Source organism: Frankia sp. CeD (assembly GCF_000732115.1).
GTDB lineage: Bacteria > Actinomycetota > Actinomycetes > Frankiales > Frankiaceae > Frankia > Frankia casuarinae.
Map to the genome: position 1 here is coordinate 150,755 of NZ_JPGU01000002.1, position 23,005 is coordinate 173,759.

The 23,005-nt window shown below is 70.1% G+C and carries 15 protein-coding genes and 1 pseudogene; 14 read left to right on the forward strand and 2 right to left on the reverse strand.

What is annotated here, in order from left to right:
- The first annotated feature begins 59 nt into the window (after window positions 1–59).
- The 12 genes and pseudogenes from CED_RS02225 to CED_RS02280 all read left to right on the forward strand — a co-directional run bounded on the left by CED_RS02225 (window position 60) and on the right by CED_RS02280 (window position 15,724).
- A complete protein-coding gene (locus CED_RS02225; protein WP_035908447.1) occupies window positions 60–1,508 on the forward strand; it encodes an NADH-quinone oxidoreductase subunit D in 1,449 nt (482 codons plus the stop codon).
- Window positions 1,508–2,296 carry an NADH-quinone oxidoreductase subunit NuoE gene (nuoE, locus tag CED_RS02230; protein WP_035908448.1) on the forward strand — a complete coding sequence of 263 codons (789 nt, stop codon included), beginning with the start codon at window positions 1,508–1,510 and terminating at the stop codon, window positions 2,294–2,296. Before CED_RS02225 ends, nuoE begins: the two co-directional genes overlap by 1 nt.
- 2 nt (window positions 2,297–2,298) lie before the next feature.
- Window positions 2,299–3,630, forward strand: a pseudogene (gene nuoF, locus CED_RS02235) (NADH-quinone oxidoreductase subunit NuoF).
- Between the two features lie 5 nt (window positions 3,631–3,635).
- Complete coding sequence (locus CED_RS02240) at window positions 3,636–6,143, forward strand: NADH-quinone oxidoreductase subunit G (RefSeq protein WP_035908450.1); 2,508 nt, start codon at window positions 3,636–3,638, stop codon at window positions 6,141–6,143.
- Entirely contained in the window at window positions 6,140–7,489 is a 1,350-nt protein-coding gene (gene nuoH, locus CED_RS02245; RefSeq protein ID WP_035908451.1) for an NADH-quinone oxidoreductase subunit NuoH, read from the forward strand. Before CED_RS02240 ends, nuoH begins: the two co-directional genes overlap by 4 nt.
- Before the next feature lie 3 nt (window positions 7,490–7,492).
- Window positions 7,493–8,146, forward strand: coding sequence for an NADH-quinone oxidoreductase subunit NuoI (nuoI, locus tag CED_RS02250; protein WP_011435006.1), 654 nt, complete (start codon window positions 7,493–7,495; stop codon window positions 8,144–8,146).
- A complete protein-coding gene (locus CED_RS02255; protein ID WP_011435007.1) occupies window positions 8,143–8,946 on the forward strand; it encodes an NADH-quinone oxidoreductase subunit J in 804 nt (267 codons plus the stop codon). The genes nuoI and CED_RS02255 overlap by 4 nt, the downstream gene beginning before the upstream one ends.
- Window positions 8,943–9,242 carry an NADH-quinone oxidoreductase subunit NuoK gene (gene nuoK, locus CED_RS02260; protein ID WP_035908452.1) on the forward strand — a complete coding sequence of 100 codons (300 nt, stop codon included), beginning with the start codon at window positions 8,943–8,945 and terminating at the stop codon, window positions 9,240–9,242. Before CED_RS02255 ends, nuoK begins: the two co-directional genes overlap by 4 nt.
- A 190-nt stretch (window positions 9,243–9,432) precedes the next feature.
- Window positions 9,433–11,418: an NADH-quinone oxidoreductase subunit L gene (gene nuoL, locus CED_RS02265; protein ID WP_011435009.1), complete on the forward strand. Its 1,986-nt coding sequence runs from the start codon at window positions 9,433–9,435 to the stop codon at window positions 11,416–11,418.
- Between the two features lies 1 nt (window position 11,419).
- The gene (locus tag CED_RS02270) at window positions 11,420–13,123 is read left to right on the forward strand and encodes an NADH-quinone oxidoreductase subunit M (protein ID WP_035908453.1); all 1,704 of its coding nucleotides are present in this window, start codon (window positions 11,420–11,422) and stop codon (window positions 13,121–13,123) included.
- A 41-nt stretch (window positions 13,124–13,164) separates the two neighbouring features.
- Window positions 13,165–14,700 carry an NADH-quinone oxidoreductase subunit NuoN gene (gene nuoN, locus CED_RS02275; protein WP_011435011.1) on the forward strand — a complete coding sequence of 512 codons (1,536 nt, stop codon included), beginning with the start codon at window positions 13,165–13,167 and terminating at the stop codon, window positions 14,698–14,700.
- A 7-nt stretch (window positions 14,701–14,707) separates the two neighbouring features.
- Complete coding sequence (locus CED_RS02280) at window positions 14,708–15,724, forward strand: polyprenyl synthetase family protein (RefSeq protein WP_011435012.1); 1,017 nt, start codon at window positions 14,708–14,710, stop codon at window positions 15,722–15,724.
- Window positions 15,725–17,417: 1,693 nt separating this feature from the next.
- Here CED_RS02280 and CED_RS02290 read toward each other — a convergent pair.
- Entirely contained in the window at window positions 17,418–18,479 is a 1,062-nt protein-coding gene (locus CED_RS02290) for a 2-oxoacid:ferredoxin oxidoreductase subunit beta (RefSeq protein ID WP_011435014.1), read from the reverse strand.
- Window positions 18,476–20,362, reverse strand: a complete 1,887-nt coding sequence (locus CED_RS02295) for a 2-oxoacid:acceptor oxidoreductase subunit alpha (protein WP_035908454.1) — start codon at window positions 20,360–20,362, stop codon at window positions 18,476–18,478. Before CED_RS02295 ends, CED_RS02290 begins: the two co-directional genes overlap by 4 nt.
- 561 nt (window positions 20,363–20,923) lie before the next feature.
- Between CED_RS02295 and CED_RS02300 the strand changes: the two genes are divergently transcribed.
- Both CED_RS02300 and htpX read left to right on the forward strand, forming a co-directional pair.
- Window positions 20,924–22,000, forward strand: a complete 1,077-nt coding sequence (locus tag CED_RS02300) for a Rossmann-like and DUF2520 domain-containing protein (protein ID WP_035908551.1) — start codon at window positions 20,924–20,926, stop codon at window positions 21,998–22,000.
- Between the two features lie 40 nt (window positions 22,001–22,040).
- Window positions 22,041–22,913, forward strand: a complete 873-nt coding sequence (gene htpX, locus CED_RS02305) for a zinc metalloprotease HtpX (protein ID WP_035908455.1) — start codon at window positions 22,041–22,043, stop codon at window positions 22,911–22,913.
- Window positions 22,914–23,005 lie beyond the last annotated feature (92 nt).

Here is a 23,005-nt window from a genome sequence, read left to right on the forward strand (position 1 = left end):
CACCGCCAAGGCGATATCCCACGAGGCGACATCCCACGAGGCGACATCCGAGGTTCGCTATGACGACCAACACGTCGACTTCCTCCACCACGGACGATCTGACCACCGGGGCTCCCAACGGCACCGGGGCCCCCGACGGCGCGAACGGCGTCGGGGGCCCGACCGGGACCGTCGGCGGACCCGGGGAGCATCCGGCCTACGAGGCCGGCTTCACCGAGTCGGCGAACGGGCGGGTCTACACCGTCACCGGCAGCGACTGGGAGCAGATCCTCGGCGTCGGCGAGGAGGAGAACGAGCGGATCGTCGTCAACATGGGGCCGCAGCNCCCGTCGNCCCACGGGGTGCTCCGCCTGGTCCTGGAGATCGAGGGCGAGACGGTCACCGAGACCCGCCTCGTCATCGGCTACCTGCACACCGGCATCGAGAAGAGCTGTGAGTACCGCACCTGGACTCAGGCGGTCACCTTCCTCACCCGGGCGGACTACCTCTCGCCGCTGTTCAACGAGGCGGCCTACTGCCTGTCGGTGGAGAGGCTGCTGGGCATCACCGAGCAGGTACCCGAGCGGGCCACGGTGATCCGGGTGATGGTGATGGAGCTCCAGCGGATCGCCTCGCACCTGGTGTGGCTCGCGACCGGCGGCATGGAGCTCGGCGCCNCCACCGCCATGATCTTCGGTTTCCGGGAGCGGGAGAAGGTCCTCGACCTGCTCGAGCTCATCACCGGGCTGCGGATGAACCACGCCTACATCCGGCCCGGGGGCCTCGCCCAGGATCTCCCCGACGGCGCCGAGCGGGCCATCCGGGCGTTCCTCGCGGACATGCCGAAGCGGATCAGGGAGTATCACGCGCTGCTCACCGGCCAGCCAGTCTGGAAGGCCCGGATGGTCGACGTCAACGTTCTCGACGCGGCCGGCTGCATCGCGCTGGGGACCACGGGCCCGGTGTTGCGCGCCGCGGGCCTGCCGTGGGACCTGCGCAAGACCATGCCCTACTGCGGCTACGAAACCTACGAGTTCGACGTGCCGACCGCGCTGGAGGGCGACTCCTTCGCCCGCTACCTGGTGCGGCTGGAGGAGATGGGCGAGTCACTCAAGATCGTTGATCAGTGTCTGGACCGGCTGCGTCCCGGCCCGGTCATGGTCGCCGACAAGAAGATCGCCTGGCCGTCCCAGCTTTCTGTCGGGTCCGACGGGACGGGCAACTCACTCGCGTACATCCGGAAGATCATGGGGACCTCGATGGAGGCCCTGATCCATCACTTCAAGCTGGTGACCGAGGGATTCCGCGTCCCGGCCGGTCAGGTCTACACCCAGATCGAGTCGCCGCGCGGAGAGCTCGGCTACCACGTGGTCAGCGACGGCGGCNCGAGACCCTTCCGCGTCCACGTGCGGGATCCAAGCTTCGTCAACCTGCAGGCCGTCCCGGCGCTGACCGAGGGCGGCCAGGTGGCGGACGTGATCGTCGGGGTCGCCTCAGTCGACCCGGTGCTCGGGGGAGTTGATCGTTGATGGCGTTCTCGCCGGAGACCCATGCGGCCGCGCAGGAGATCATCGCCAGGTACCCAGCCGGCCGATCCCGTTCGGCCCTGCTCCCGCTGCTGCACCTGGTACAGGCCGAGCAGGGGTGCGTGACCGCGCAGGGCGTCGCGTTCTGCGCGGACGTGCTGGGCATCACCCGGGCCGAGGTCGGCGCGGTGGCGACCTTCTACACGATGTACAAGCGGCATCCGGTCGGGGACTACCTCGTCTCGGTCTGCACGAACCTGTCGTGCGCGCTGCTCGGTGGCGAGGACGTCTACNAGCGGGTCTCGAAGCTCCTCGGGGTCGGCCATGACGAGACGACGCCGGACGGGTCGATCACCCTCGAGCACGCCGAGTGCCTCGCGGCCTGCGACTACGCACCGGTCATGACGGTGAACTACGAGTTCTACGACCAGGTCGACCCCGACTCCGCCCAGGCGATCGTCGAGGACCTGCGAGCGGGGCGGCGGCCGGCGCCGACCCGCGGCGGTCCGCTGTGCTCGTTCGCCGAGGTCTCCCGCCAGCTCGCCGGGTTCGGCGATCCGAGACCGGAGGGCGTCGCGGGCCCGGGGGTCGGCGAGCCGTCGGTCGTGGGTCTCCTCGTGGCCGAGGCGGCCGGCTGGAGCGCCGAGCAGGCGCCCGCGCCGCTGGTCACCCACGGCGTGGTGGCCGACGCGGCGGCGCCGCGGCCCGCCGCCCCACCGCCTGCCGGGCCGCCGCCCGCGGTGGTTCCAGCGCCGACGACCCCGGCCTCCTCGGAACGGAAGGGGAGCTGACAATGCCCGTCACCCCGGTCCTCACCCGGCGCTGGAACACGCCGGAGTCGTGGACGATCGAGACCTACACCCGCCTCGACGGCTACACCGCGCTGCGCACCGCCTTCGCGATGGCCCCGGACGACCTCATCAAGCTGGTGAAGGACTCCGGGCTGCGGGGGCGCGGCGGCGCCGGCTTCCCCACCGGGATGAAGTGGGGCTTCATCCCGCAGGGCGACGGCAGGCCGCACTACCTCGTCATCAACGCCGACGAGGGGGAGCCGGGCACCTGCAAGGACGCGCCGCTGATGATGGCGGACCCGCACTCGCTCATCGAGGGGATCATCATCGCGGCCTACGCGGTGCGGGCCGGCCGGGCGTTCGTCTACCTGCGCGGCGAACTGATCCACGCGGCCCGTCGGCTGCAGGCCGCCGTGGCCGAGGCCTACCGGGCCGGCTACCTCGGCCGGGACATCCTCGGCAGCGGCTTCGACCTCGACCTCGTCGTGCACTCCGGCGCGGGCGCCTACATCTGCGGCGAGGAGACAGCCCTGCTCGNCNCCCNGGNGGGCCGNCGCGGCCAGCCGCGGCTGCGCCCGCCGTTCCCCGCGACGCACGGCCTGTACGCCTCCCCGACGGTGGTCAACAACGTCGAGACGATCGCGTCGGTGCCGTACATCGTGAACTACGGCGTGGACTGGTTCCGGTCAATGGGCCGGGAGCGCTCGCCGGGGCCGAAGATCTACAGCCTGTCCGGGCACGTGACCCGGCCCGGCCAGTACGAGGCCCCGATGGGCACCACGCTGCGGGAGCTGCTCGACTTGGCCGGCGGCGTGCGGGGCGGTCNCGGGCTCAAGGCGTGGACCCCGGGCGGGTCGTCCACTCCGATGCTGACCGCCGAGCACCTCGACGCGCCGCTCGACTTCGAGGGCATGCAGGAGGCCGGGTCGCTGCTTGGCACGGCCGCACTCATGATCATGGATGACACGGTCGACATGCTCAAGGTCGTCCGCCGGCTCACCCAGTTCTACGCGCACGAGTCGTGCGGCAAGTGCACTCCGTGCCGCGAGGGCACCACCTGGATGGTGCAGATCCTGTCCCGGATGGAACGGGGCCAAGGCGACGCCGAGGACGTGGACACCCTCGTCGACGCCTGCGACAACATCTTCGGCCGGGCATTCTGCGCGCTGGCCGACGGGGCCACCTCCCCGATCGTCTCGGGGATCAAGTACTTCCGGGACGAGTTCATCCCGGTGAGTGCGGTGACCACGAAGCCGAACCCCACCCCGGGAGACGCCACGGCCGGCGACGGCTCGCCCGCGTCCGCCCCGGGTGCCTACGCGGGAGCGCACTGACCATCATGACCGTCGCCCCATCCAGGCCTCGCGCCTCCGAGCCGGCCCAGCCGGCCGCACCCGACCTCATCACCCTCACCATCGACGGGCTGTCGGTGAGCGTGCCCAAGGGCACCCTCATCATCCGCGCGGCCGAGCTGCTCGGCATCGAGATCCCGCGGTTCTGCGACCATCCGCTCCTCGACCCCGTCGGAGCCTGCCGGCAGTGCATCGTCGAGGTGGAGGGCCAGCGCAAGCCGGTCGCCTCCTGCACCACGACGGTGGCCGCCGACATGGTCGTGAAGACCCAGCTGACCTCGCCGGTCGCCCGCAAGGCCCAGGCCGGCACGCTTGAGTTCCTGCTCCTCAACCATCCGCTCGACTGCCCGATCTGCGACAAGGGCGGCGAGTGCCCGCTGCAGAACCAGTCGATGGCGAACGGCGGCGCGGTCTCCCGGTTCAAGGAGACCAAGCGGGTGTACCCGAAGCCGCTGGCGATCTCCACCGAGATCCTGCTGGACCGGGAGCGCTGCGTGCTGTGTGCCCGCTGCACCCGGTTCTCCGCCCAGATCGCCGGGGACCCGTTCATCGAGCTGTTCGAGCGGGGCGCCGCCGAGCAGGTCGCGGTGAGCGACGGGCAGCCGTTCTCCTCCTACTTCTCCGGCAATACCGTGCAGATCTGCCCAGTGGGGGCGTTGACCAGCGCCGCCTACCGCTTCCGGGCCCGGCCCTTCGACCTGGTCTCCACGCCCACGGCGTGCGAGCACTGCGCGTCGGGCTGCTCCCTGCGCACCGACCACCGCCGGGGCAGGGTGACCCGTCGCCTCGCCGGCGACGACCCGGCGGTGAACGAGGAGTGGAACTGCGACAAGGGCCGGTTCGCCTTCACCTACGCGCGCGCGGCCGATCGGCTCACCACCCCGCTGATCCGCGACGACGACACCGGGCAGCTCGTCCCGGTCTCCTGGAGCGAGGCGCTCAAGTACGCCGCGCGGGGGCTGGCCGAGTGCCGGGACCGGCGCGGGGTCGGGGTGCTCACCGGCGGGCGGCTGACCCGCGAGGACGCCTACGCCTACGCGAAGTTCACCCGGGTGGCGCTGGCCAGCAACGACGTGGACTTCCGGGCCCGGCCGCACTCCGCCGAGGAGGAGCAGTTCCTCGGGTATGCCGTCGCCGGTACCGGCATCGGCGTCACCTACGCCGATCTCGAGGCCGCCCCGGCCGTGCTCCTGGTGGCCTTCGAACCGGAGGAGGAGTCGCCCATCGTCTTCCTGCGGCTGCGTAAGGCCGTGGACAAGCACGCCGCGGCCGTGCACGCGCTCGCCCCCCTGGCGAGCCGGGGGCTGACCAAGCTCGCCGGCACCCTCGTGCCGACGCGGCCGGGCGAGGAGGCGGCCGTCCTCGACGCGCTCGCCGCCCCCGACCGGGGCGGGCCGGAAGCACCGACCACGCGGGCCCTGCGGGCGCCGGGGGCGGTGATCCTGGTGGGCGAGCGGGCCGCGGAGTTCCCCGGGGCCCTGTCCGCGGCCGTCCGGCTGGCCGAGGCGACGGGTGCCTCGCTCGCCTGGGTTCCGCGGCGGGCCGGTGACCGCGGCGCGGTCTCGGCCGGACTGCTTCCCTCGCTGCTGCCCGGCGGTCGCCCGGTCACGGATGCCGCCGGGCGCGCCGAGGTCGAGGAGGTCTGGGGGGGTCCGCTGCCCGGCGCGCCCGGCCGCGACACCGACGGCATGCTGGCTGCCGCCGCGGCCGGGCGGCTCGACGGGATGATCGTCGCCGGCGTTGACGCGGAGGACCTGCCGAATCCGGCGAGTGCGCTCGCGACGCTCGCCCGGATGCCGTTCTGCGTCTCGATCGAGCTGCNCCGGTCGTCGATCGCCGAGGTCGCGGACGTGGTTCTGCCCATCGCCCCGGTGGCGGAGAAGGCCGGCTCGTTCGTCGACTGGGAGGGCCGGCTGCGACCGTTCCAGCGGGCCCTGGACACCCCGGCCCTGCCAGACGTCCGGGTGTTGCACCTGCTTGCCGCCGAGATGGGCCTCGACCTCGGCCTGCCCGACGCCGGCGCGGCCGCCCGCGAGCTGCGCGCCCTGGGTCGGGCCGGCGACGGCGTGAGCCGGGTGCCCGCACCGTCGGAGCCGATCGCCGAGCCGCCCGTCGCGGGGGTGGGTGAGGCGGTGCTCGCGACCTGGCACCAGCTCGTCGACGACGGCGCTCTGCAGGCCGACGAGCCCTACCTGGCGGGCACCGCGCGCCCGGCGGTGGCCCGCCTGTCCGCCGCGACCGCCGCCGAGATCGGCGCCGTGGCCGGGAGACGGGTGACCATCACGGCCTCCCGTGGCTCGATCACCCTGCCCGTCGAGGTCACGGCGATGCCCGACCGGGTGGTCTGGGTGCCGACCCACTCGCCGGGCTCGCACGTGCGCCGGGCGCTCGCCGGGGACGCCGGGGTCCTCGTCCGGGTGGGCCCCGCCGAGGACGATCCCCCTGCCGAGGACGGCACCCCCGCCGGGGACGACACTCCCGGAGGCCGCGCATGAGCGCCACCCCGTCCACGCTCGTCTGGGCCGCGGCCGCGGATCCGGACCTGCACGCGTTCGCCGACGACCCGTTCTGGCTGATCCTGCTCAAGGCCGTGGCGGTGTTCGCCTTCCTGCTGCTGATGACGCTGTTCGCGATCGTGTTCGAGCGCAAGGTCGTCGCGAAGATGCAGCAGCGGGTCGGCCCGAACCGCCACGGCCCGAGGGGCTGGCTGCAGAGCCTCGCCGACGGCGCCAAGCTGATGCTCAAGGAAGACCTCATCCCGGTACTCGCCGACAAGCCGATCTTCATCCTGGCGCCGATCGTCTCCGCGGTGCCGGCGTTCCTCGCCTTCGCGGTGATCCCCTTCGGCCCGGAGGTCTCGATCTTCGGGGAGCGGACCACGCTGCAACTGGCGGACCTGCCGGTGAGCGTGCTCTACCTGCTGGCAGCCGCCTCCCTCGGCGTCTACGGGCTCATTCTGTCGGGCTGGTCGAGCGGGTCCACCTACCCGCTGCTCGGCTCGCTGCGTTCGGCCGCGCAGATCATCTCCTACGAGGTCGCGATGGGGCTCGCGTTCGTCGCGGTGTTCATCTACGCCGGCACGCTGTCGACCTCCGGCATCGTGGCGGGCCAGTCGGGTCGCTGGTACATCGTGCTGGTGCCGTCGTTCGTCCTGTACTGCATCTCGATGGTCGGCGAGACGAACCGGACCCCCTTCGACCTCCCCGAGGCCGAGGGCGAACTGGTCGGCGGGTTCCACACCGAGTACAGCTCCATCAAGTTCGCGTTCTTCTTCCTGGCCGAGTACATCAACATGGTCACCGTCTCGGCGATCGCGACGACCTTGTTCCTCGGGGGCTGGCAGCCTCCGCCCANCCCCGGCCTGTCCGGTCTGAACTCCGGCTGGGTTCCGCTGATCTGGTTCGTCCTCAAGCTGCTGGCNTTCCTGTTCTTCTTCATCTGGCTGCGCGGGACGCTGCCGCGGCTGCGGTACGACCAGTTCATGAGCTTCGGCTGGAAGGTGCTCATCCCGGTCGGTCTGGTCTGGGTGCTGGCCGTCGCGACCTTCCGCGTCTACCAGAAGCACGTGGACGACCGCACGCCCTGGCTCGTCGGGTTTGGCGTGGTCGTCGGCATCCTGCTGATCGTCGCGCTCATCGATCCCGGCGGCGCGAGGCNCCAACGGGAGCTGGAGGAGGCCGAGCAGCGCAAGCTGGCCGAGGCGCCGAGCCTCGACCGCATCCCGTGGCCCCCCCCACCGCAGGCCGCTGGACGGGGTCGTCCGGCGGTGTCCGCCGGTGCCTCGGCCAATGGGTCGTCCACTGTCATCCCCGCGGACCCCGGTCCGCGTCAGGAGCGTTGAGTCATGGGGATCCTCGACCCGTACAAGGGGTTCGGCGTCACCTTCGGGACGATGTTCAAGAAGCCGACGACCGAGCAGTACCCGGAGGAAAAAAAGGAGACCGCTCCGCGTTTCCACGGCCGTCACCAGCTCAACCGGCATCCCGACGGCCTGGAGAAGTGTGTCGGGTGCGAGCTGTGCGCCTGGGCGTGCCCGGCCGATGCGATCTATGTCGAGGGCGCGGACAACACCGAGGCCGAGCGGTACTCCCCGGGCGAGCGGTACGGCCGCGTTTACCAGATCAACTACCTGCGGTGCATCCTGTGCGGGCTGTGCATCGAGGCCTGCCCCACCCGGGCGCTGACGATGTCCAACGACTACGAGCTCGCCGACGACAGCCGACAGGATCTGATCTTCACCAAGGAACAGCTGCTCGCTCCGCTGCGCGAGGGTATGGAGGCGCCGCCGCATCCGATGCGGCTCGGCTCCAGCGAGACCGACTACTACACTCGCGACCCCGACGCCCCGCTGCCCTGGCAGGCCTCGGGGCAAGAGCAGGTCGCGGGGCAGGCCGCGGAGCTGGAGGCAGCAGACGTCATTGCCCGGCGGACGGCGGGCGAGCACTCCCGGGCGGATGAGGTTCCCGCCCACGGCGCCGGTTCGGAGCGACCACGATGAACCACGAGATCCTCGCCGCGGCGGGGGACATCACCAGCACCTCCACCGGTGAGGCCGCGACCTTCTGGATTCTCTCGCCGGTCGCGGTGCTGGCCGCACTCGGCATGGTGATGGTCCGCAGCGCCGTGCACTCGGCGTTGCTGCTGGTGGCCAACCTGTTCTGCGTCGCGGTGTTCTACCTGATTCAGGAGGCACCGTTCCTCGGGTTTGTGCAGATCATCGTCTACGCGGGCGCGATCATGGTGTTGTTCCTGTTCGTGCTGATGCTCGTCGGGGTCGACTCGTCCGACTCGTTGGTGGAGACCATCCGTGGTCAGCGCCTCGGCGCGATCGTCTTCGGCCTCGGCTTCGCGGGCCTGCTGGCCTTCCCGATCGGTTCGGCGATCGACGGCGGGAGCGCCAAGGGCCTGTCCGAGGCGAACACCGGCGGCAACGTCCAGGCGATCGGCCGTCTGCTGTTCACCGACTACGTCTTCGTCTTCGAGGCGATCTCGGCGCTGCTCGTCGTCGCCGCGATCGGCACGATGGTCCTCGGCCACCGGGAACGTGAAGGCGGCCGGATCAGCCAGCGGGAGTGGATGCGGCGGCGCTTCACCGAGGGCCGTCAGGTCACCCCGTTGCCCGGGCCGGGCGTCTTCGCCCGGCATGACTCCGCCGACACGCTAGGGCTGTTGCCGGGCGGCGGGCGCGCCTCGGGCATCGGGGGCGTCCCCGGGACGCCCGACGAGCCGGGCGGCGGCATCTCCCGGGACGCGGACGGCTCGGCGCCCGTCGGCGCCGGTAAGGGGGACGGTCGATGAACCCCGCGAACTATCTGATCCTCTCCGCGCTACTGTTCACCATCGGCACGGTCGGGGTCCTCGTCCGGCGCAACGCGATCGTCGTGTTCATGTCGGTGGAGCTCATGCTCAACGCCGTGAACCTGNCCCTGGTCACGTTCTCCCGCATTCACGGGACCCTCGACGGGCAGATCATGGCCTTCTTCGTCATGGTCGTCGCCGCGGCCGAGGTCGTCATCGGCCTGGCCATCATCCTCAGCATCTTCCGAACCCGTCGCTCGGCGTCGGTGGATGACGTGAACCTGCTGAAGTACTAGATCCCAGCCAAGCACGAGTACGAGCGCGAGCACCAGATCTTGACCAGCACTCCCACCGCGGACCGGGTCGGGTGGACTCTCCGGTCCGCTCCCGCCGCCGGAACGCGGCTGCGACCGGCCGTCGGCCACGGAAGAACGGACGACACTGCAGTGACGCATTATCGCCAATGGCATCCGCGGCGGAGTCGCGATGAACGCTGACCCGCTTCTGCTCGCTGCCGCCGAACATGGCGGCAGCAAGATCCATTATGCGGCCGCGTCGGGGGTCTTCTCGCTGACCTGGCTGCTCATCGCGCTTCCATTGGCCGGAGCCGCGGTGCTGTTGCTCGGCGGTCGGCGGACCGACGGGTTCGGGCATCTGCTCGGCACACTGACCTCCGCCGCCAGCTTCGTGATCGGTCTGGTGCTGTTCGCCGGCCTGCTCGACCGCCCCGGTGACGACCGGGCGCTGTCCCAGCAGCTGTACTCCTGGATTCCGGTCAACGGTTTCCGGGTGGACGTCGGTCTGCTGGTCGACCAGCTCTCGGTCGTCTTCGTGCTGCTGATCACCGGGGTCGGGACACTGATCCACATCTACTCGATCGGCTACATGGCGCACGACCCGGCCCGGCGGAAGTTCTTCGCCTACATGAACCTCTTCCTGGCGTCGATGCTGCTGCTCGTCCTGGGCGACAACTTCCTGTCGCTCTATGCCGGCTGGGAGCTGGTCGGGCTGTCGTCCTTCCTGCTCATCAAGTTCTGGGAGTACAAGCCGGCCGCCGCCACCGCGGCGAACAAGGCCTTCTACATGAACCGGGTCGGGGACGTCGGGCTGGCGCTCGCGATCATGTTCATGTTCGCCACCGTCGGGTCGACGAGCTACGCCGACGTGTTCGGCTCGGCCGCCGCGGGCGTCATCGGTTACGGCACGATCACCGCGATCGCGCTGCTGCTCCTGCTCGCTGCGTGCGGCAAGTCCGGCCAGTTCCCGTTGCAGGCCTGGCTGCCGGACGCCATGGAGGGCCCGACCCCGATCTCCGCGCTCATCCACGCGGCGACCATGGTCACCGCCGGGGTCTATCTCATCGTGCGGGCCGGGCCGATCTTCAACGAGACGCAGGCCGCCCGTACCGTCGTGGTGATCATCGGGGCGGTCACGATCCTGATCGGCTGCGTCATCGGCTGTGCCTACGATGACATCAAGAAGGTGCTGGCCTACTCGACAGTCAGCCAGATCGGGTACATGTTCCTCGCGGTGGGGCTGGGACCGGCCGGCTACGCGATCGGCATCATGCACCTGCTCGCCCACGGCTTCTTCAAGGCCGGTCTGTTCCTCGGATCCGGCTCGGTGATCCACGCGATGAATGACGACCAGGACCTGCGTCACTACGGCGGGCTCTGGCGGTATATGAAGATCACCTGGGTGACCTTTGGTGTCGGCTACCTGGCGATCATCGGGTTCCCCGGGTTCTCCGGCTTCTTCACCAAGGACCGGATCATCGAGACCGCCTTCGACAAGGGCGGGACGTCGGGATACCTGCTCGGCTCGATCGCGCTGCTGGGCGCGGGCATCACCGCCTTCTACATGTCCCGCCTGTTTCTGATGACCTTCCACGGCAGGCCGCGCTGGACGACGGAGGGCGAGCACGCTCGGCATCCGCACGAGTCCCCGGGGTCGATGACCGGTCCGATGATCCTGCTGGCCGTCGGCTCGCTCCTCGCCGGTGGCCTGTTCGTCCTCGGCCATTCGCTGCAGGACTGGCTCGAACCGGTCGCCGGGGCGGGGGTCGAGGGNGTCCACACCTTCTCGCCGCTCGTCCTCACCCTGCTCACGCTGGTGGTCACCGCCGGCGGCTTTGCCGGGGCCTATGTGCGCTACCAGCTGCGCCCGGTCGAGGCGACGGCCCCGCCGGACTCCGAGGTCACCCTGGCCACCGTCGCCGCCCGTCACGACCTGTTCGCGAACACCTTCAACGAGACCGTCGCGATGCGGCCCGGCCAGTACCTGACCCGTTTCCTGGTCTGGCTGGACCTCGTCGGCGTTGACGGGCTCGTGCGGGGCAGCGCCGCCGCCATCGGCGGCCTGTCGGGGCGGATGCGCCGCCTCCAGACCGGCTTCGTCCGGTCCTACGCTCTGTCGATGTTGGGAGGTGCCGTCCTCGTGGTCGGCGCGCTGCTGCTGGTGAGGGCGGGCTGACATGCACACAGTCCCCTGGTTGACGATCATGTTGATCGTCCCGGCCGCGGGTGCGGTGGTCGTCGCCGCTCTGCCCCGCCGGCTGTCGACCCTCGCCAAGCAGCTCACCCTCGGGCTCTCGCTGGCGGTTCTGGTGCTCGCGGTCCTTGCGACCGCGGCCTACAACCCGGACAAGGCCGGCTTCCAGTTCGCCCAGTCCTACGACTGGATCAAAACCTTCGGCATCTCCTACTCGGTGGGGGCCGACGGCATCTCGCTGGTGCTGATCCTGCTTGCCGCGCTGCTGGTGCCGGTCGTGGTCCTGGCGTCCTGGGACGAGGCAGGTGCGGATGGCGGGACGACCGGTGCGACGGATCCGACCGGCGCGGCCGCCGTCGGGGTGGACGGCGCCGGGGTGGACGGCGCCGGGGTGGACGGCGCCGGGGTGGACGGCGCCGGGGTGGACGGCGCCGGGGTGGACGGCGCCGGGACGCGGAGCAGGCGGTCGGTCCCGGCGTTCTTCGCGCTGCTGCTGGCGCTGGAGGCCGGGATGATCGGCGTGTTCGCCGCTACCGACGTCTTCCTGTTCTACGTCTTCTTCGAGGCGATGCTCATCCCGATGTACTTTCTCATCGGGAGCTACGGCCCGGTCCGGGAGCAGGCCCAGCGCTCCTACGCGGCGGTCAAGTTCCTGCTCTACAGCCTCTTTGGCGGCCTGCTGATGCTCGCTGCCGTGATCGGACTGTACGTCGTCTCCGCCGACAACCTCGGCAGCGGAACCTTCGACTTCGCCACCCTGCGGCAGATGGACATCACCCCCGGGGTGCAGAAGCTGCTGTTCCTCGGTTTCTTCCTGGCGTTCNCCATCAAGGCCCCCCTGTTCCCGTTCCACACCTGGCTGCCCGACGCCGGCGCGCAGTCGCCCACCGGCGGCGCGGTGCTGCTGGTCGGGGTGCTGGACAAGGTGGGCACGTTCGGACTGATCCGGTACTGCATCCCGCTGTTTCCCGACGCGGCCGACTACTTCGCCCCGCTGGTGCTTGGTCTGGCGGTGATCGGCATCTTCTACGGCGCCCTGCTCGCCATCGGGCAGCGGGACATGAAACGGCTGGTCGCCTACACCTCGCTGGCCCACTTCGGCTTCATCGCGCTGGGCACCTTCGCCTTCACCTCCCAGGCGGGCAGCGGCGCGGTGCTTTACATGGTCAACCACGGCCTGTCCACCGGCCTGCTTTTCATGGTCGTGGGCTTCCTGGTGGCGCGCCGCGGCACTCGTGACGTCGGTGCTTACGGCGGCCTGGCCAGGGTGACGCCGGTGCTTGCCGGGGTGTTCCTCGTCGCCGGACTGTCGTCGTTGGCGTTGCCTGGAACGAACAGCTTCGTCAGCGAGTTCCTGGTGCTGGTGGGGACGTTCACCCGGAACAGGCCGCTGGCGATCGTCGCGACCACCGGCATCGTGCTGGCCGCGATCTACATCCTGTACCTCTACCAGCGGACGATGACCGGACCGGTGGTGCACGAGGAGAACAAGGTCCTGGTCGACCTCAGCCTGCGCGAGAAGCTCGTCGTCGCCCCGATGGTCGCGCTCATCGTCGCGCTCGGGGTCTACCCCAAGCCGCTGCTCGACATCATCACGCCGACGGTGACGGCGACCTACGCCGATATCGGCAAGTCTGACCCGGCTCCGACGCACTCGGTGGCCGCGGAGTCCGGAGGCCACTCGTGAGCGCCACACCCGACCTTCTCCTGGCGCAGGGATCGAACCCGATGATCACACCGCCGTCGATCGAGTACTCCTCGCTCAGCCCGATCCTGATCGTGTTCGGGGTCGCGCTCGTCGGGGTGCTCGTCGACGCCTTCGCCACGAAGCGGGCCCGGCGGACCTTCCAACCGATCCTGGCGGGTGCGGGCTTCGTCGCCGCGCTCGTGGCCGTGGCGGTGCTGCACGGCCGGCAGGCCATCCTCGCCTCCGGTGCGCTGGCGATCGACGCGCCGACCTTGTTCATGCAGGGCACGATCCTGGTCTTCGCCCTGCTGTCGGTGCTGCTGGTGGCCGAACGCCAGCTTGACTCGTCCGGCGGGGCTATTGTGGCCTCGGCCGCGATCACCCCGGGCTCGAAGGGATCGACGGCGCAGCAGACCTCGGCAGACGTGCAGACCGAGGCGTATCCGCTGATGGTCTTCTCGGTCACCGGGATGATGCTCTTCGTCGCCTCGAACAACCTGCTAGTGATGTTCGTGGCGCTGGAGATCCTCTCGTTGCCGCTGTACCTGCTGGCCGGGCTCGCCCGGCGCCGTCGGCTGCTGTCGCAGGAAGCGGCGATGAAGTACTTCCTGCTCGGGGCGTTCTCCTCGGCCTTCTTCCTCTACGGCGTCGCGTTCGCCTACGGATTTGCCGGCAGCGTGGAGCTCGGGGCGGTCGCGGACGCGGTCAGCAACGCCGGTGCGAACGACACCTACCTCTATCTGTCGCTCGCGCTGCTGGCGGTGGGGCTGTTCTTCAAGATCGGCGCCGTGCCGTTCCACTCCTGGACGCCGGACGTCTACCAGGGCTCGCCGACGCCGGTTACCGCGTTCATGGCGGCGGGGACGAAGGTCGCCGCGTTCGGTGCCCTGTTGCGGGTCTTCTACGTCGCCTTCGGAGGGCTGCGCTGGGACTGGCGACCAATCCTGTGGACGATCGCCATCCTCACCATGGTGGTCGGCGCGGTGCTCGCCCTGACCCAGCGTGACATCAAGCGTATGCTGGCCTACTCGGCGATCGCGCACGCCGGGTTCCTGCTGGTGGGCCTCGCCGGCACCAACACCGACGGCCTGCGCGGCTCGATGTTCTACCTGGTGACCTACGGCTTCACGACGATCGCCGCCTTCGCCGTGGTCTCCCTGGTCCGTACCGGCGACGGCGAGGCCGGCGACCTGTCCCAGTGGCGGGGGCTCGGCAGGACCTCGCCCCTGCTGGCCGGGACGTTCTCGTTCCTGCTGCTCGCGCTCGCGGGGATCCCGCTGACGAGCGGGTTCACCGGGAAGTTCGCGGTGTTCCAGGCCGCGATCGCCGGGGACGCCACCCCGCTGGTAGTCGTTGCACTGGTGTGCAGCGCCATCGCCGCCTTCTTCTACGTGCGGGTCATCGTGCTGATGTTCTTCTCCGAGCCGCTTGCCGAGGGACCGGTGGTGGTGACCCGCCCGACGCTGACCTTCGCCGCGGTCGCCATCGGTACCGTGGCTACTCTTGTACTGGGAGTAGCGCCACAGCCACTCCTGGACCTCGCGACGACCGCCGCGACGTCCGGCTTCGTACGCTGACGGTGGTATGAGCGCTATCGGGCTGGACGTCGTGGGGATCAGGACCGATCCTGATCTGGAAAAGGCCGTGCGGGTGGGTCTCGCCCGGGTGGAGGATCTGCTGCGCGAGTCGGTGCGCAGCGAATCCGCCTTCGTGACCGAGACCTCCCGCCATCTTGTCGACGCGGGGGGGAAACGTTTCCGTCCGATCGTCGTGCTGCTGGCGGCGCAGTTCGCCGATCCCGAGGCCGTCGGCGTGGTGCCGGCGGCGGTGGCGATCGAACTCACCCATCTGTCGACGCTCTACCACGACGACGTGATGGACGAGGCGCCGCGGCGGCGGGGAGCGGCCTCCGCGAACACGCGGTGGACGAACACGGTCGCCATCCTCACCGGGGACTACCTGTTCGCCCGCGCTTCCGACATCACGGCGGACCTCGGCCCGGAGGCGACCCGCATCCTCGCCCGGACGATCGCGACCCTGTGCGAGGGGCAGATCCGGGAGACCGTGGGCCCGGCGCCCGGGCAGGACCCGGTCGAGCACTATCTGCGGGTCATCACGGACAAGACCGCCTCGCTGATCGCGACCTCGGGTCGGCTCGGTGCCATGCTGGCGGGCGCGGACCCGATCACCGTCGATACCCTCGCGACCTTCGGGGAGCTTTTCGGGGTGGCTTTCCAGCTGTCCGACGACATCATCGACGTTGCCTCGGACCCGGTGGACTCCGGCAAGACGCCCGGCACGGATCTGCGGGAGGGAATCCCGACCCTGCCGGTGCTCTACGCGCTGCAGGCCGACGACCGGGCGGCGGGACGGCTCCGGGAGCTCATCACCACCGGATTCGCCCCCGGCGACGGGAACACGGAGGACCGGGTGGGCGAGGCTCTCGATCTGCTACGCGGCCACGTGGGCATGGCCCGGGCCCGGGCGGAACTTATCTCCTGGTCGAGCCGGGCGCGGGAATGCCTCGCGTCGTTGCCGGACAACCCGGCGAAGACCGCCTTGGAGTCCCTCGCGGACTTCGTGGTTGACCGCACCGGCTGAGCGTGGTGTGGGGAGCGCCCGGAAATCCGGCGACCTGGCCGCATCTGGTGAGATCCGGCCAGGTCGCGAGGTCGCCAGGTCGTCCTGGGTCAGTGTCCCGACGCGACCGCCGCCGTGGCGGTGCTCGCGGACTGCGTACAGGTGTATGTGGTTCTGGCTGGGTCGGCGTGGCCCTTCGTGGCACCGGTCTGCGTATCGAAGAATGTCTCGAGCAGCGGAGTGACGTCGATCGGCGTTGGATGGAACGGCAGGGAGCCACCGGCCGAAGTCGGCGTCGGGCTCGTTGAGGGGGTCGGGTCGCCCCACGGCCACGAGTCGGTCGGCGACGGCGATGTCGTGGCCGCGCCGGCGCTCTCCGTCGGACTGGGCGCGATGGTACGCAGGTCGGTGGGGCTCGTGCTGGGTGAGCTGAGCTCGTCCCGCGGCGTCAGTGGCACGATCGGGATCGGCGAGGTGCCGGGGCCCAGATAGGCCTCGCCGGTGGCGTGGGAGGAACCTGACCGCCCGGACGGACTACCGGGGTGGGCGCCCAGGCCGGACTGGCTCGTGCTCGGCGCCAGCAGCGCCTGGGACGGAGTGGGCAAGGCGGCCTGCGGACGGTCGCGGGAGGCCTGCGTCTGGGAGGAACCGAAGGCGGTCCCGCCCGTGTACTGGACCCGAGGCGCCTCGCCGGCGTTCGGGCCGGTCGTGGCGCCCGTCGGATCGCCGCCCAGGGCTACGCCGGCGACCAGCGCGGACAGCCCGGCGAGCGAGACGGTTCCCGCCGCGGCGAGCCGCACCCGCCCGCTGCTTCGCCGATCGGCTGGTGCCCGGTGCGCGCCGGGCATCCGGCCGGGGCTCCCGGCGGACGGGTTCGTCGGATGGACGTCGGCGGGCCGGTGGCTCGCGGCGGGGGAGGCGGGCCCGGGAACGTGGAAGGGATTGTAGAGGGTGCCGAGGGTGCCGCCGGCTTGCACCCCGGCGGCGGCTGTCGTGGCTGTCGTGGCGAACCGTGGCCGGCCGGTCCGGGACAGCGTGTCCAGCGGCCGGCGACGCTGGGCGGCATCGCCGACCCGGCTGGCCGTGGCCTCCCGGGCCCGGCGGGCGGAGGTGCTCACCGACAGCGGGCCGGTAATCGTGTCGAGCTCGCCGGGTGGGGCGACCGGGGGCCGTGGCGGGGTCGGCGGTGGGAACGACGCGGCCGCCGCGGNGGAGGNCGTCGGCGCCGCGGCCGAATGGCGGCCGGTGGCCTGCCTGGCGGCTCCCTGGCGCTGGCGTGAATGCCGACCGGCCGAATGATTACCCACGGCGACCTCCGGGAGCGGTCCGGACGACGACGCCGACCGAGCCGCGGGGTTGCCCGGCGCGACCGGCCGTGATCGGAACGGTCATGTTGATGGTGCCCCTGGGCGAACGCGGACTCGCCACGGACCGCGGGCATAGGGCTCGATGAACCCGCACTGCGCCTCCGGCTGCATCGGTGTTGTGAGCCCCCCCGGGCCACACGGCACCCCCACGCGCGATGTCACCTTACCGGAAGGTGCCGGAGTGGCGCACTCCCCGGCAGATAGCTGCCAAGCGGCATTATCAATGACATAGTTCTGTGGTAATGCGGGCTCTGCCCGGCCGTCTGGGGCGCGGGGCCGCGCGCACGCCCCGGCCGGCCGGGCCACGGGCTGTGGAGTGCTGATCAGATCAGCGGACNGCTTTCAGATCACTCGATGGTCCAGGTCTCCCCACCAGCGACCAGCGACATCAGGTCCCCGTCGCCCTGGCGGGTCTTGGCGTCGGCGATCTGGGCGTTCAACGCCTCGTCGTAGGTCGGCGCGTCGACGTCGCGGAAGATGCCGATCGGGGTGACGCCGTGCGAGTCACCGGTGAGCCGGGACAGCGCGAACGCCTGGCTCGGATCGGCCGCCCAGGCGTCGTGGACGAGGACGTCCGGGCTGCCCGCCGGGACCACCTCGAGGCTGCCGTCCGGCGCCCGTCGAATGGCCTTGTCGCCCTCGGTGCCGAAGACGAGGGGCTCGCCGTGGGCCAGCTTCAGCGTCACGTCGTCCCGGCTGGTCCGGTCCTTGAGCGGGTCGAAGGCGCCGTCGTTGAAGATGTTGCAGTTCTGGAAGATCTCCACGAAGGCGGTGCCGGGGTGCTCCGCGGCCGCGCGCAGCACCGAGGTCAGGTGCGCCCGGTCGGAGTCGATGGACCGTCCGACGAACGTGGCCTCCGCCCCCAGCGCCAGCGACACGGGGTTGTACGGCCGGTCCAGCGAGCCGAACGGCGTCGACTTGGTGATCTTGCCGATCTCGGACGTGGGGGAGTACTGCCCCTTCGTCAGTCCGTAGATCCGGTTGTTGAACATGAGGATCTTCAGGTTGACGTTGCGGCGCAGCGCGTGCAGCAGGTGGTTCCCACCGATCGACAGGGCGTCGCCGTCCCCGGTGACGACCCAGACCGACAGGTCGGGACGGGAGGCGGCGAGCCCGGTGGCGATCGCCGGTGCCCGGCCGTGAATGGAGTGCATCCCGTACGTCTGCAGATAGTACGGGAACCGTGAGGAACAGCCGATTCCGGAGATGAAGACGATGTTCTCCCGGGCCACCCCGAGATCAGGCAGGAACCCCTGGACGGTGGCGAGAATGGCGTAGTCGCCACATCCCGGGCACCACCGCACTTCCTGGTCGGAGGTGAAGTCCTTGCGGCTCTGCTGGGCCGGCGCGGCCGGCACCAGGTCGAGCAGCCGGTTACTGATGCCGCTGCGATTCGTCGTGACGGTCACTGGTTGATCACGTCCTCCAAGACGCCCGCCAGCTCCGCGGCCTTGAAGGGCAGCCCGCGAACCTGGTTGTAGCCGATCGCGTCGACGAGGTACTCGGCCCGGATCAGGGTCCTTAGCTGCCCGAGGTTCATCTCGGGAATCAGCACCTTGTCATACGACCGCAGGATGTCCCCGGTGTTGGCGGGGAAGGGGTTGAGATGACGCAGGTGTGCCTGAGCGACGTGCATGCCCTTGGCGCGGACCCGGCGGCAGCCGGCCGCGATCGGGCCGTAGGTGGAGCCCCAGCCGAGGACGAGCAGCCGGGCCTGCCCGGACGGGTCCTCCACCTCCAGTGGCGCGACATCGTTCGCGATACCGTCGATCTTCGCCGCGCGCAGCCGCACCATCCGGTCGTGGTTGGCCGGATCGTAGGAGATGGCACCCTGGCCGTCCGACTTCTCGATGCCGCCGATGCGGTGCTCCAGGCCCGCCGTGCCGGGGACTGCCCACGGCCGGGCGAGGGTCTCCGGATCACGCAGGTAGGGCCAGAACTCCGGCCCCTTCGGCCCGGTGTGGTTCGGCTCGGTGGCGAAGGCGACGCTCAGGTCCGGCAGCTCCGAGCGGGTCGGCAGCAGCCACGGCTCCGAGCCGTTCGCCAGGTAGCCGTCGGAGAGCAGGAACACCGGCGTGCGGNACTTGGTAGCCAGGCGGGCGGCCTCGATCGCGGCGTTGAAGCAGTCCGCCGGGGAGCGCGGCGCGACGATCGGAACCGGAGCCTCGCCGTTGCGGCCGAACATCGCCTGGAGTAGATCGGCCTGTTCGGTCTTGGTGGGCAGGCCGGTGGACGGGCCGCCGCGCTGGATGTCGACGATCACGAGCGGCAGTTCGAGACTGACCGCGAGGCCGATGGTCTCGCTTTTGAGCGCGACACCCGGGCCGGAGGTCGTCGTCACGCCGAGTGATCCGCCGAAGGAGGCACCGAGCGCGGCGCCGATGCCGGCGATCTCATCCTCGGCCTGGAAGGTCCGCACGCCGAACCGCTTGTGCCGGCTCAGCTCGTGCAGGATGTCCGAGGCCGGGGTGATCGGGTAGGAGCCGAGGAACACCGGCAGGCCGGTCAGCTCGCCGGCGGCGATCAGACCGTAGGACAATGCCGTGTTCCCGGTGATCCGTCGGTAGGTACCAGCCTTCATCCGGGCCGGCGCCACCTCGTAGGTGACCGAGAAGGACTCGGTGGTCTCGCCGTAGTTGAAGCCGGCACGGAAGGCCGCGACGTTCGCCGCGGCGATCTCGGGCCGTTTGGCGAACTTCTTCTCCAGGAAGCCGACGGTGCTCTCGGTCGGCCGGTGGTACAGCCAGCTCATGAGGCCCAGGGCGAACATGTTCTTCGCTCGTTCGGCCTCCTTCTTGTTGACCCCGGCGCCGACACCCTCGGCGGCGTGCACCGCGTTGATGGTCATCGAGGTGAGCGGCACCCGATGCACCGTGTAGGCATCCAGCGTGCCGTCGGTCAGCGGATCCGTCGTATAGCCGGCTTTCTTGAGGTTGCCGCCGGTGAATGCATCGGTGTTGACAATGAGATTGGCCCCCGGCGGCAGATCCTTCAGATTCGCCTTCAGGGCCGCCGGGTTCATTGCAACCAGTACGTCCGGTGCNTCACCCGGGGTGAGAATGTCGTGATCGGAAAAATGTAGCTGGAAGCCGGACACACCGGCCGGCGTGCCGGCTGGGGCGCGGATTTCGGCAGGGAAGTCCGGAAGCGTCGACAGGTCATTGCCGAATGCTGCCGTCTCGCTGGTGAACTGTTCTCCGGTGAGCTGCATACCGTCGCCGGAGTCGCCCGCGAAGCGCACGACGACCCGGTCGAGCCGGCGGGTCTCCCTCTCCCTGACCTGCTCTGACACCTTCAGTGACCTCCTCGGGTACCGTTCCAGCCTACCGGCCGTATCAATGATGCGCGCGCACCGTGCCGCCGAGTTCGATCGCTCCATCCTCGTCGACGATCGACGATCGACCTCGGTCTCCGTAGCCGTCGCGCCGTATGGTGATTGTTTGCCAACTCTACGTATATAGTCTTTGTCGTTGCGATCGTCCGGCTGGCGTGTCTTGACCCTGATATCGCTGGTCAGAAGGGGTGTACCGCCCGATGGAGGTGATCGGCCGGATCCGGTTCAATGCGCTTCCGGTAATGCTTTCCACAATTTCGGGGGAGGCCCGGCCTGTCAGGGAATCGACAGGGTGATCTTTACGTCGGGCGCCCGGAGTGGTGAGCTCGCTCTTGCCGGCGACCTGGCCCGATCCGCGATGTTACCGATTGTAGCTATTTGGTGGCTTGTGGCTGTATGTCCGGTGAGGCCCGGCATCGGGGCATGCTGGCTGTGCGGGCGGCCGGGGTCGGCGGGTGGTCAGGTATCAGGGGCGGCCCCCTCGGAAGCGGCCGGCTCCGGAACGGGGAGCATCGGGACATGACGCATCGCCCGCACGAGCAGTCGGATGCCGCGAGCGGCCCGGATGACGGTCGACCCGACGCCGCACCTTCGTCCACGGCGGCGAGTGCCGGGCCGCGGGAGGCCGGGCCGCGGGAGAAGGTGGGAATCGTCGGGCCGGGCCGGGCCGGCACGGCGCTGGGCCTCGCTCTGGCAGCGGCCGGATATCCGGTGGTGGCCGTGGGAGTGCGCTCGCCGCGGCACCGATCGAGGGCCGTGAACCTGTTTCCGGACGCGGGGGTCGGCGGGGTGGCCGAGGTCGCCGGGCGGGCCGAGGTCCTCCTCGTCTCCGTGCCCGATGACGCGATCGGGCCGGTCGTCACGGACCTGGTCGCGGCGGGAGCCGTCGGACCCGGCCGGACACTCGTGCATCTCAGTGGGCGCCACGGCCTGGGCGTCCTGGCGGCAGGCGGTGACGTGGGCGCGGCCCGTATCGCGCTTCATCCGATCATGACCCTGCCGGGGATCATCGAGGACTCCGGTCTCCTCGTCGGTGTCCCGTTCGGGATCACCGCCGATCCCGTGGCCGAGGGGCTGGCCCGCCGCCTGGTCACCGACGTCGGCGGCATCGCTCTGCCCGTCGCGGATGACCGGCGGGATCTCTACCACGCCTCTCTCGTGCTCGGCGGGNACTTCCTGACCACCCTGGTGGCAGCTGCCGGCGAGGTGCTGGCCGCGGCGGGCGTGCCGGATCCGGCCGCGGCGCTCGGTCCGCTGCTGCGGGCATCGCTGGCGAACACCCTGACCGACGGCTGGTCGGCGNCGACCGGACCGGTGCGACGCGGTGATCTCGGCACCGTCGTGGCACATCTGACCGCGCTCGACCGGCTGGATCCACAGATCGCCGCCGTGTACCGACGATTGGCGATCTTCACCGCGGAGGAGCTCGAACGGGTCGGGCTGCTCGCCCCGGCCGTGGTCGCACGCCTGCGCGAAGCCGTCCCGGACGAGCCCGGCGACCGACCGGGCGAGGCCCGCCGCGGGCCGGCAGCCGTACGGGTCGGGGGCGGCGGCCACACGTCCGACGGGAACGTTCGGCCAGCGCCGTCGCGTTGAGACAGGTGTACCGGTTCGACAGGACGGACNCTCGATCGCCATGCCACNCCGCCACTTCAACGGTCTGAAGACCGCGCTGCTGCTGGGCGTGCTGTCCGCCGCCATCATCGTGGTGGGTTCGCTGTTCGGGCGCGGAGGTCTGGTCATCGCGCTCGTGCTCGCGGTCGGTATGAACGGCTTCGCCTACTTCTTCTCTGACCGGATAGCCCTGCGGGCCATGCGGGCCTATCCCGTGACGCAGGTCGAGCAGCCCCGGCTCTACGCGATCGTCGGGGATCTCGCCCGCAATGCCCGGATGCCCATGCCGCGGCTGTACCTCAGCCCGACCCGGGCGCCCAACGCCTTCGCTACCGGCCGTAACCCGCGAAACGCGGCGGTCTGTTGCACTGAGGGCATCATGGAGATTATGGACGATCGTGAGCTACGCGGCGTTCTCGGTCACGAGCTCAGCCACGTCTACAACCGGGACATCCTGATCGCATCGGTGGCCGGTGCCCTCGCCAGTGTTATCGTCTATCTGGCGAACATGGCCCAGTTCCTGGCTATTTTCGGTGGGCGGAACGATGAGGACGGTCCCGGCATCTTCGAGCTTCTGCTGCTGATGATCCTGGGTCCCGTCGCGGCGACGATCATCCAGCTCGCGATCAGTCGGTCCCGGGAGTACCAGGCCGACGAGTCCGGCGCGACGCTCACCGGTGACCCGATCGGGCTGGCGAACGCGTTGCGCAAGCTGGACGCCGGCACCGCGGCGCGGCCCCTGCCGCAGACCTCCAAGCTCGGTCCCGCCGCCGCGCTCATGATTGCAAATCCGTTCCGGGGTGGGGGGGTCGGGAAGCTGTTCTCCACCCATCCGCCCATGAACGAGCGGATCGAGCGTCTCGAACAGATGTCACGCATGAATCCGTATCGGTGACCGGGCCCGATGGCCACGATGTTGTCCGCGGCGCGTCGTCGCGGTAACACCCCGAAGTACTCGGAGTACGCTTTAACCGCGAACTGCCGGCC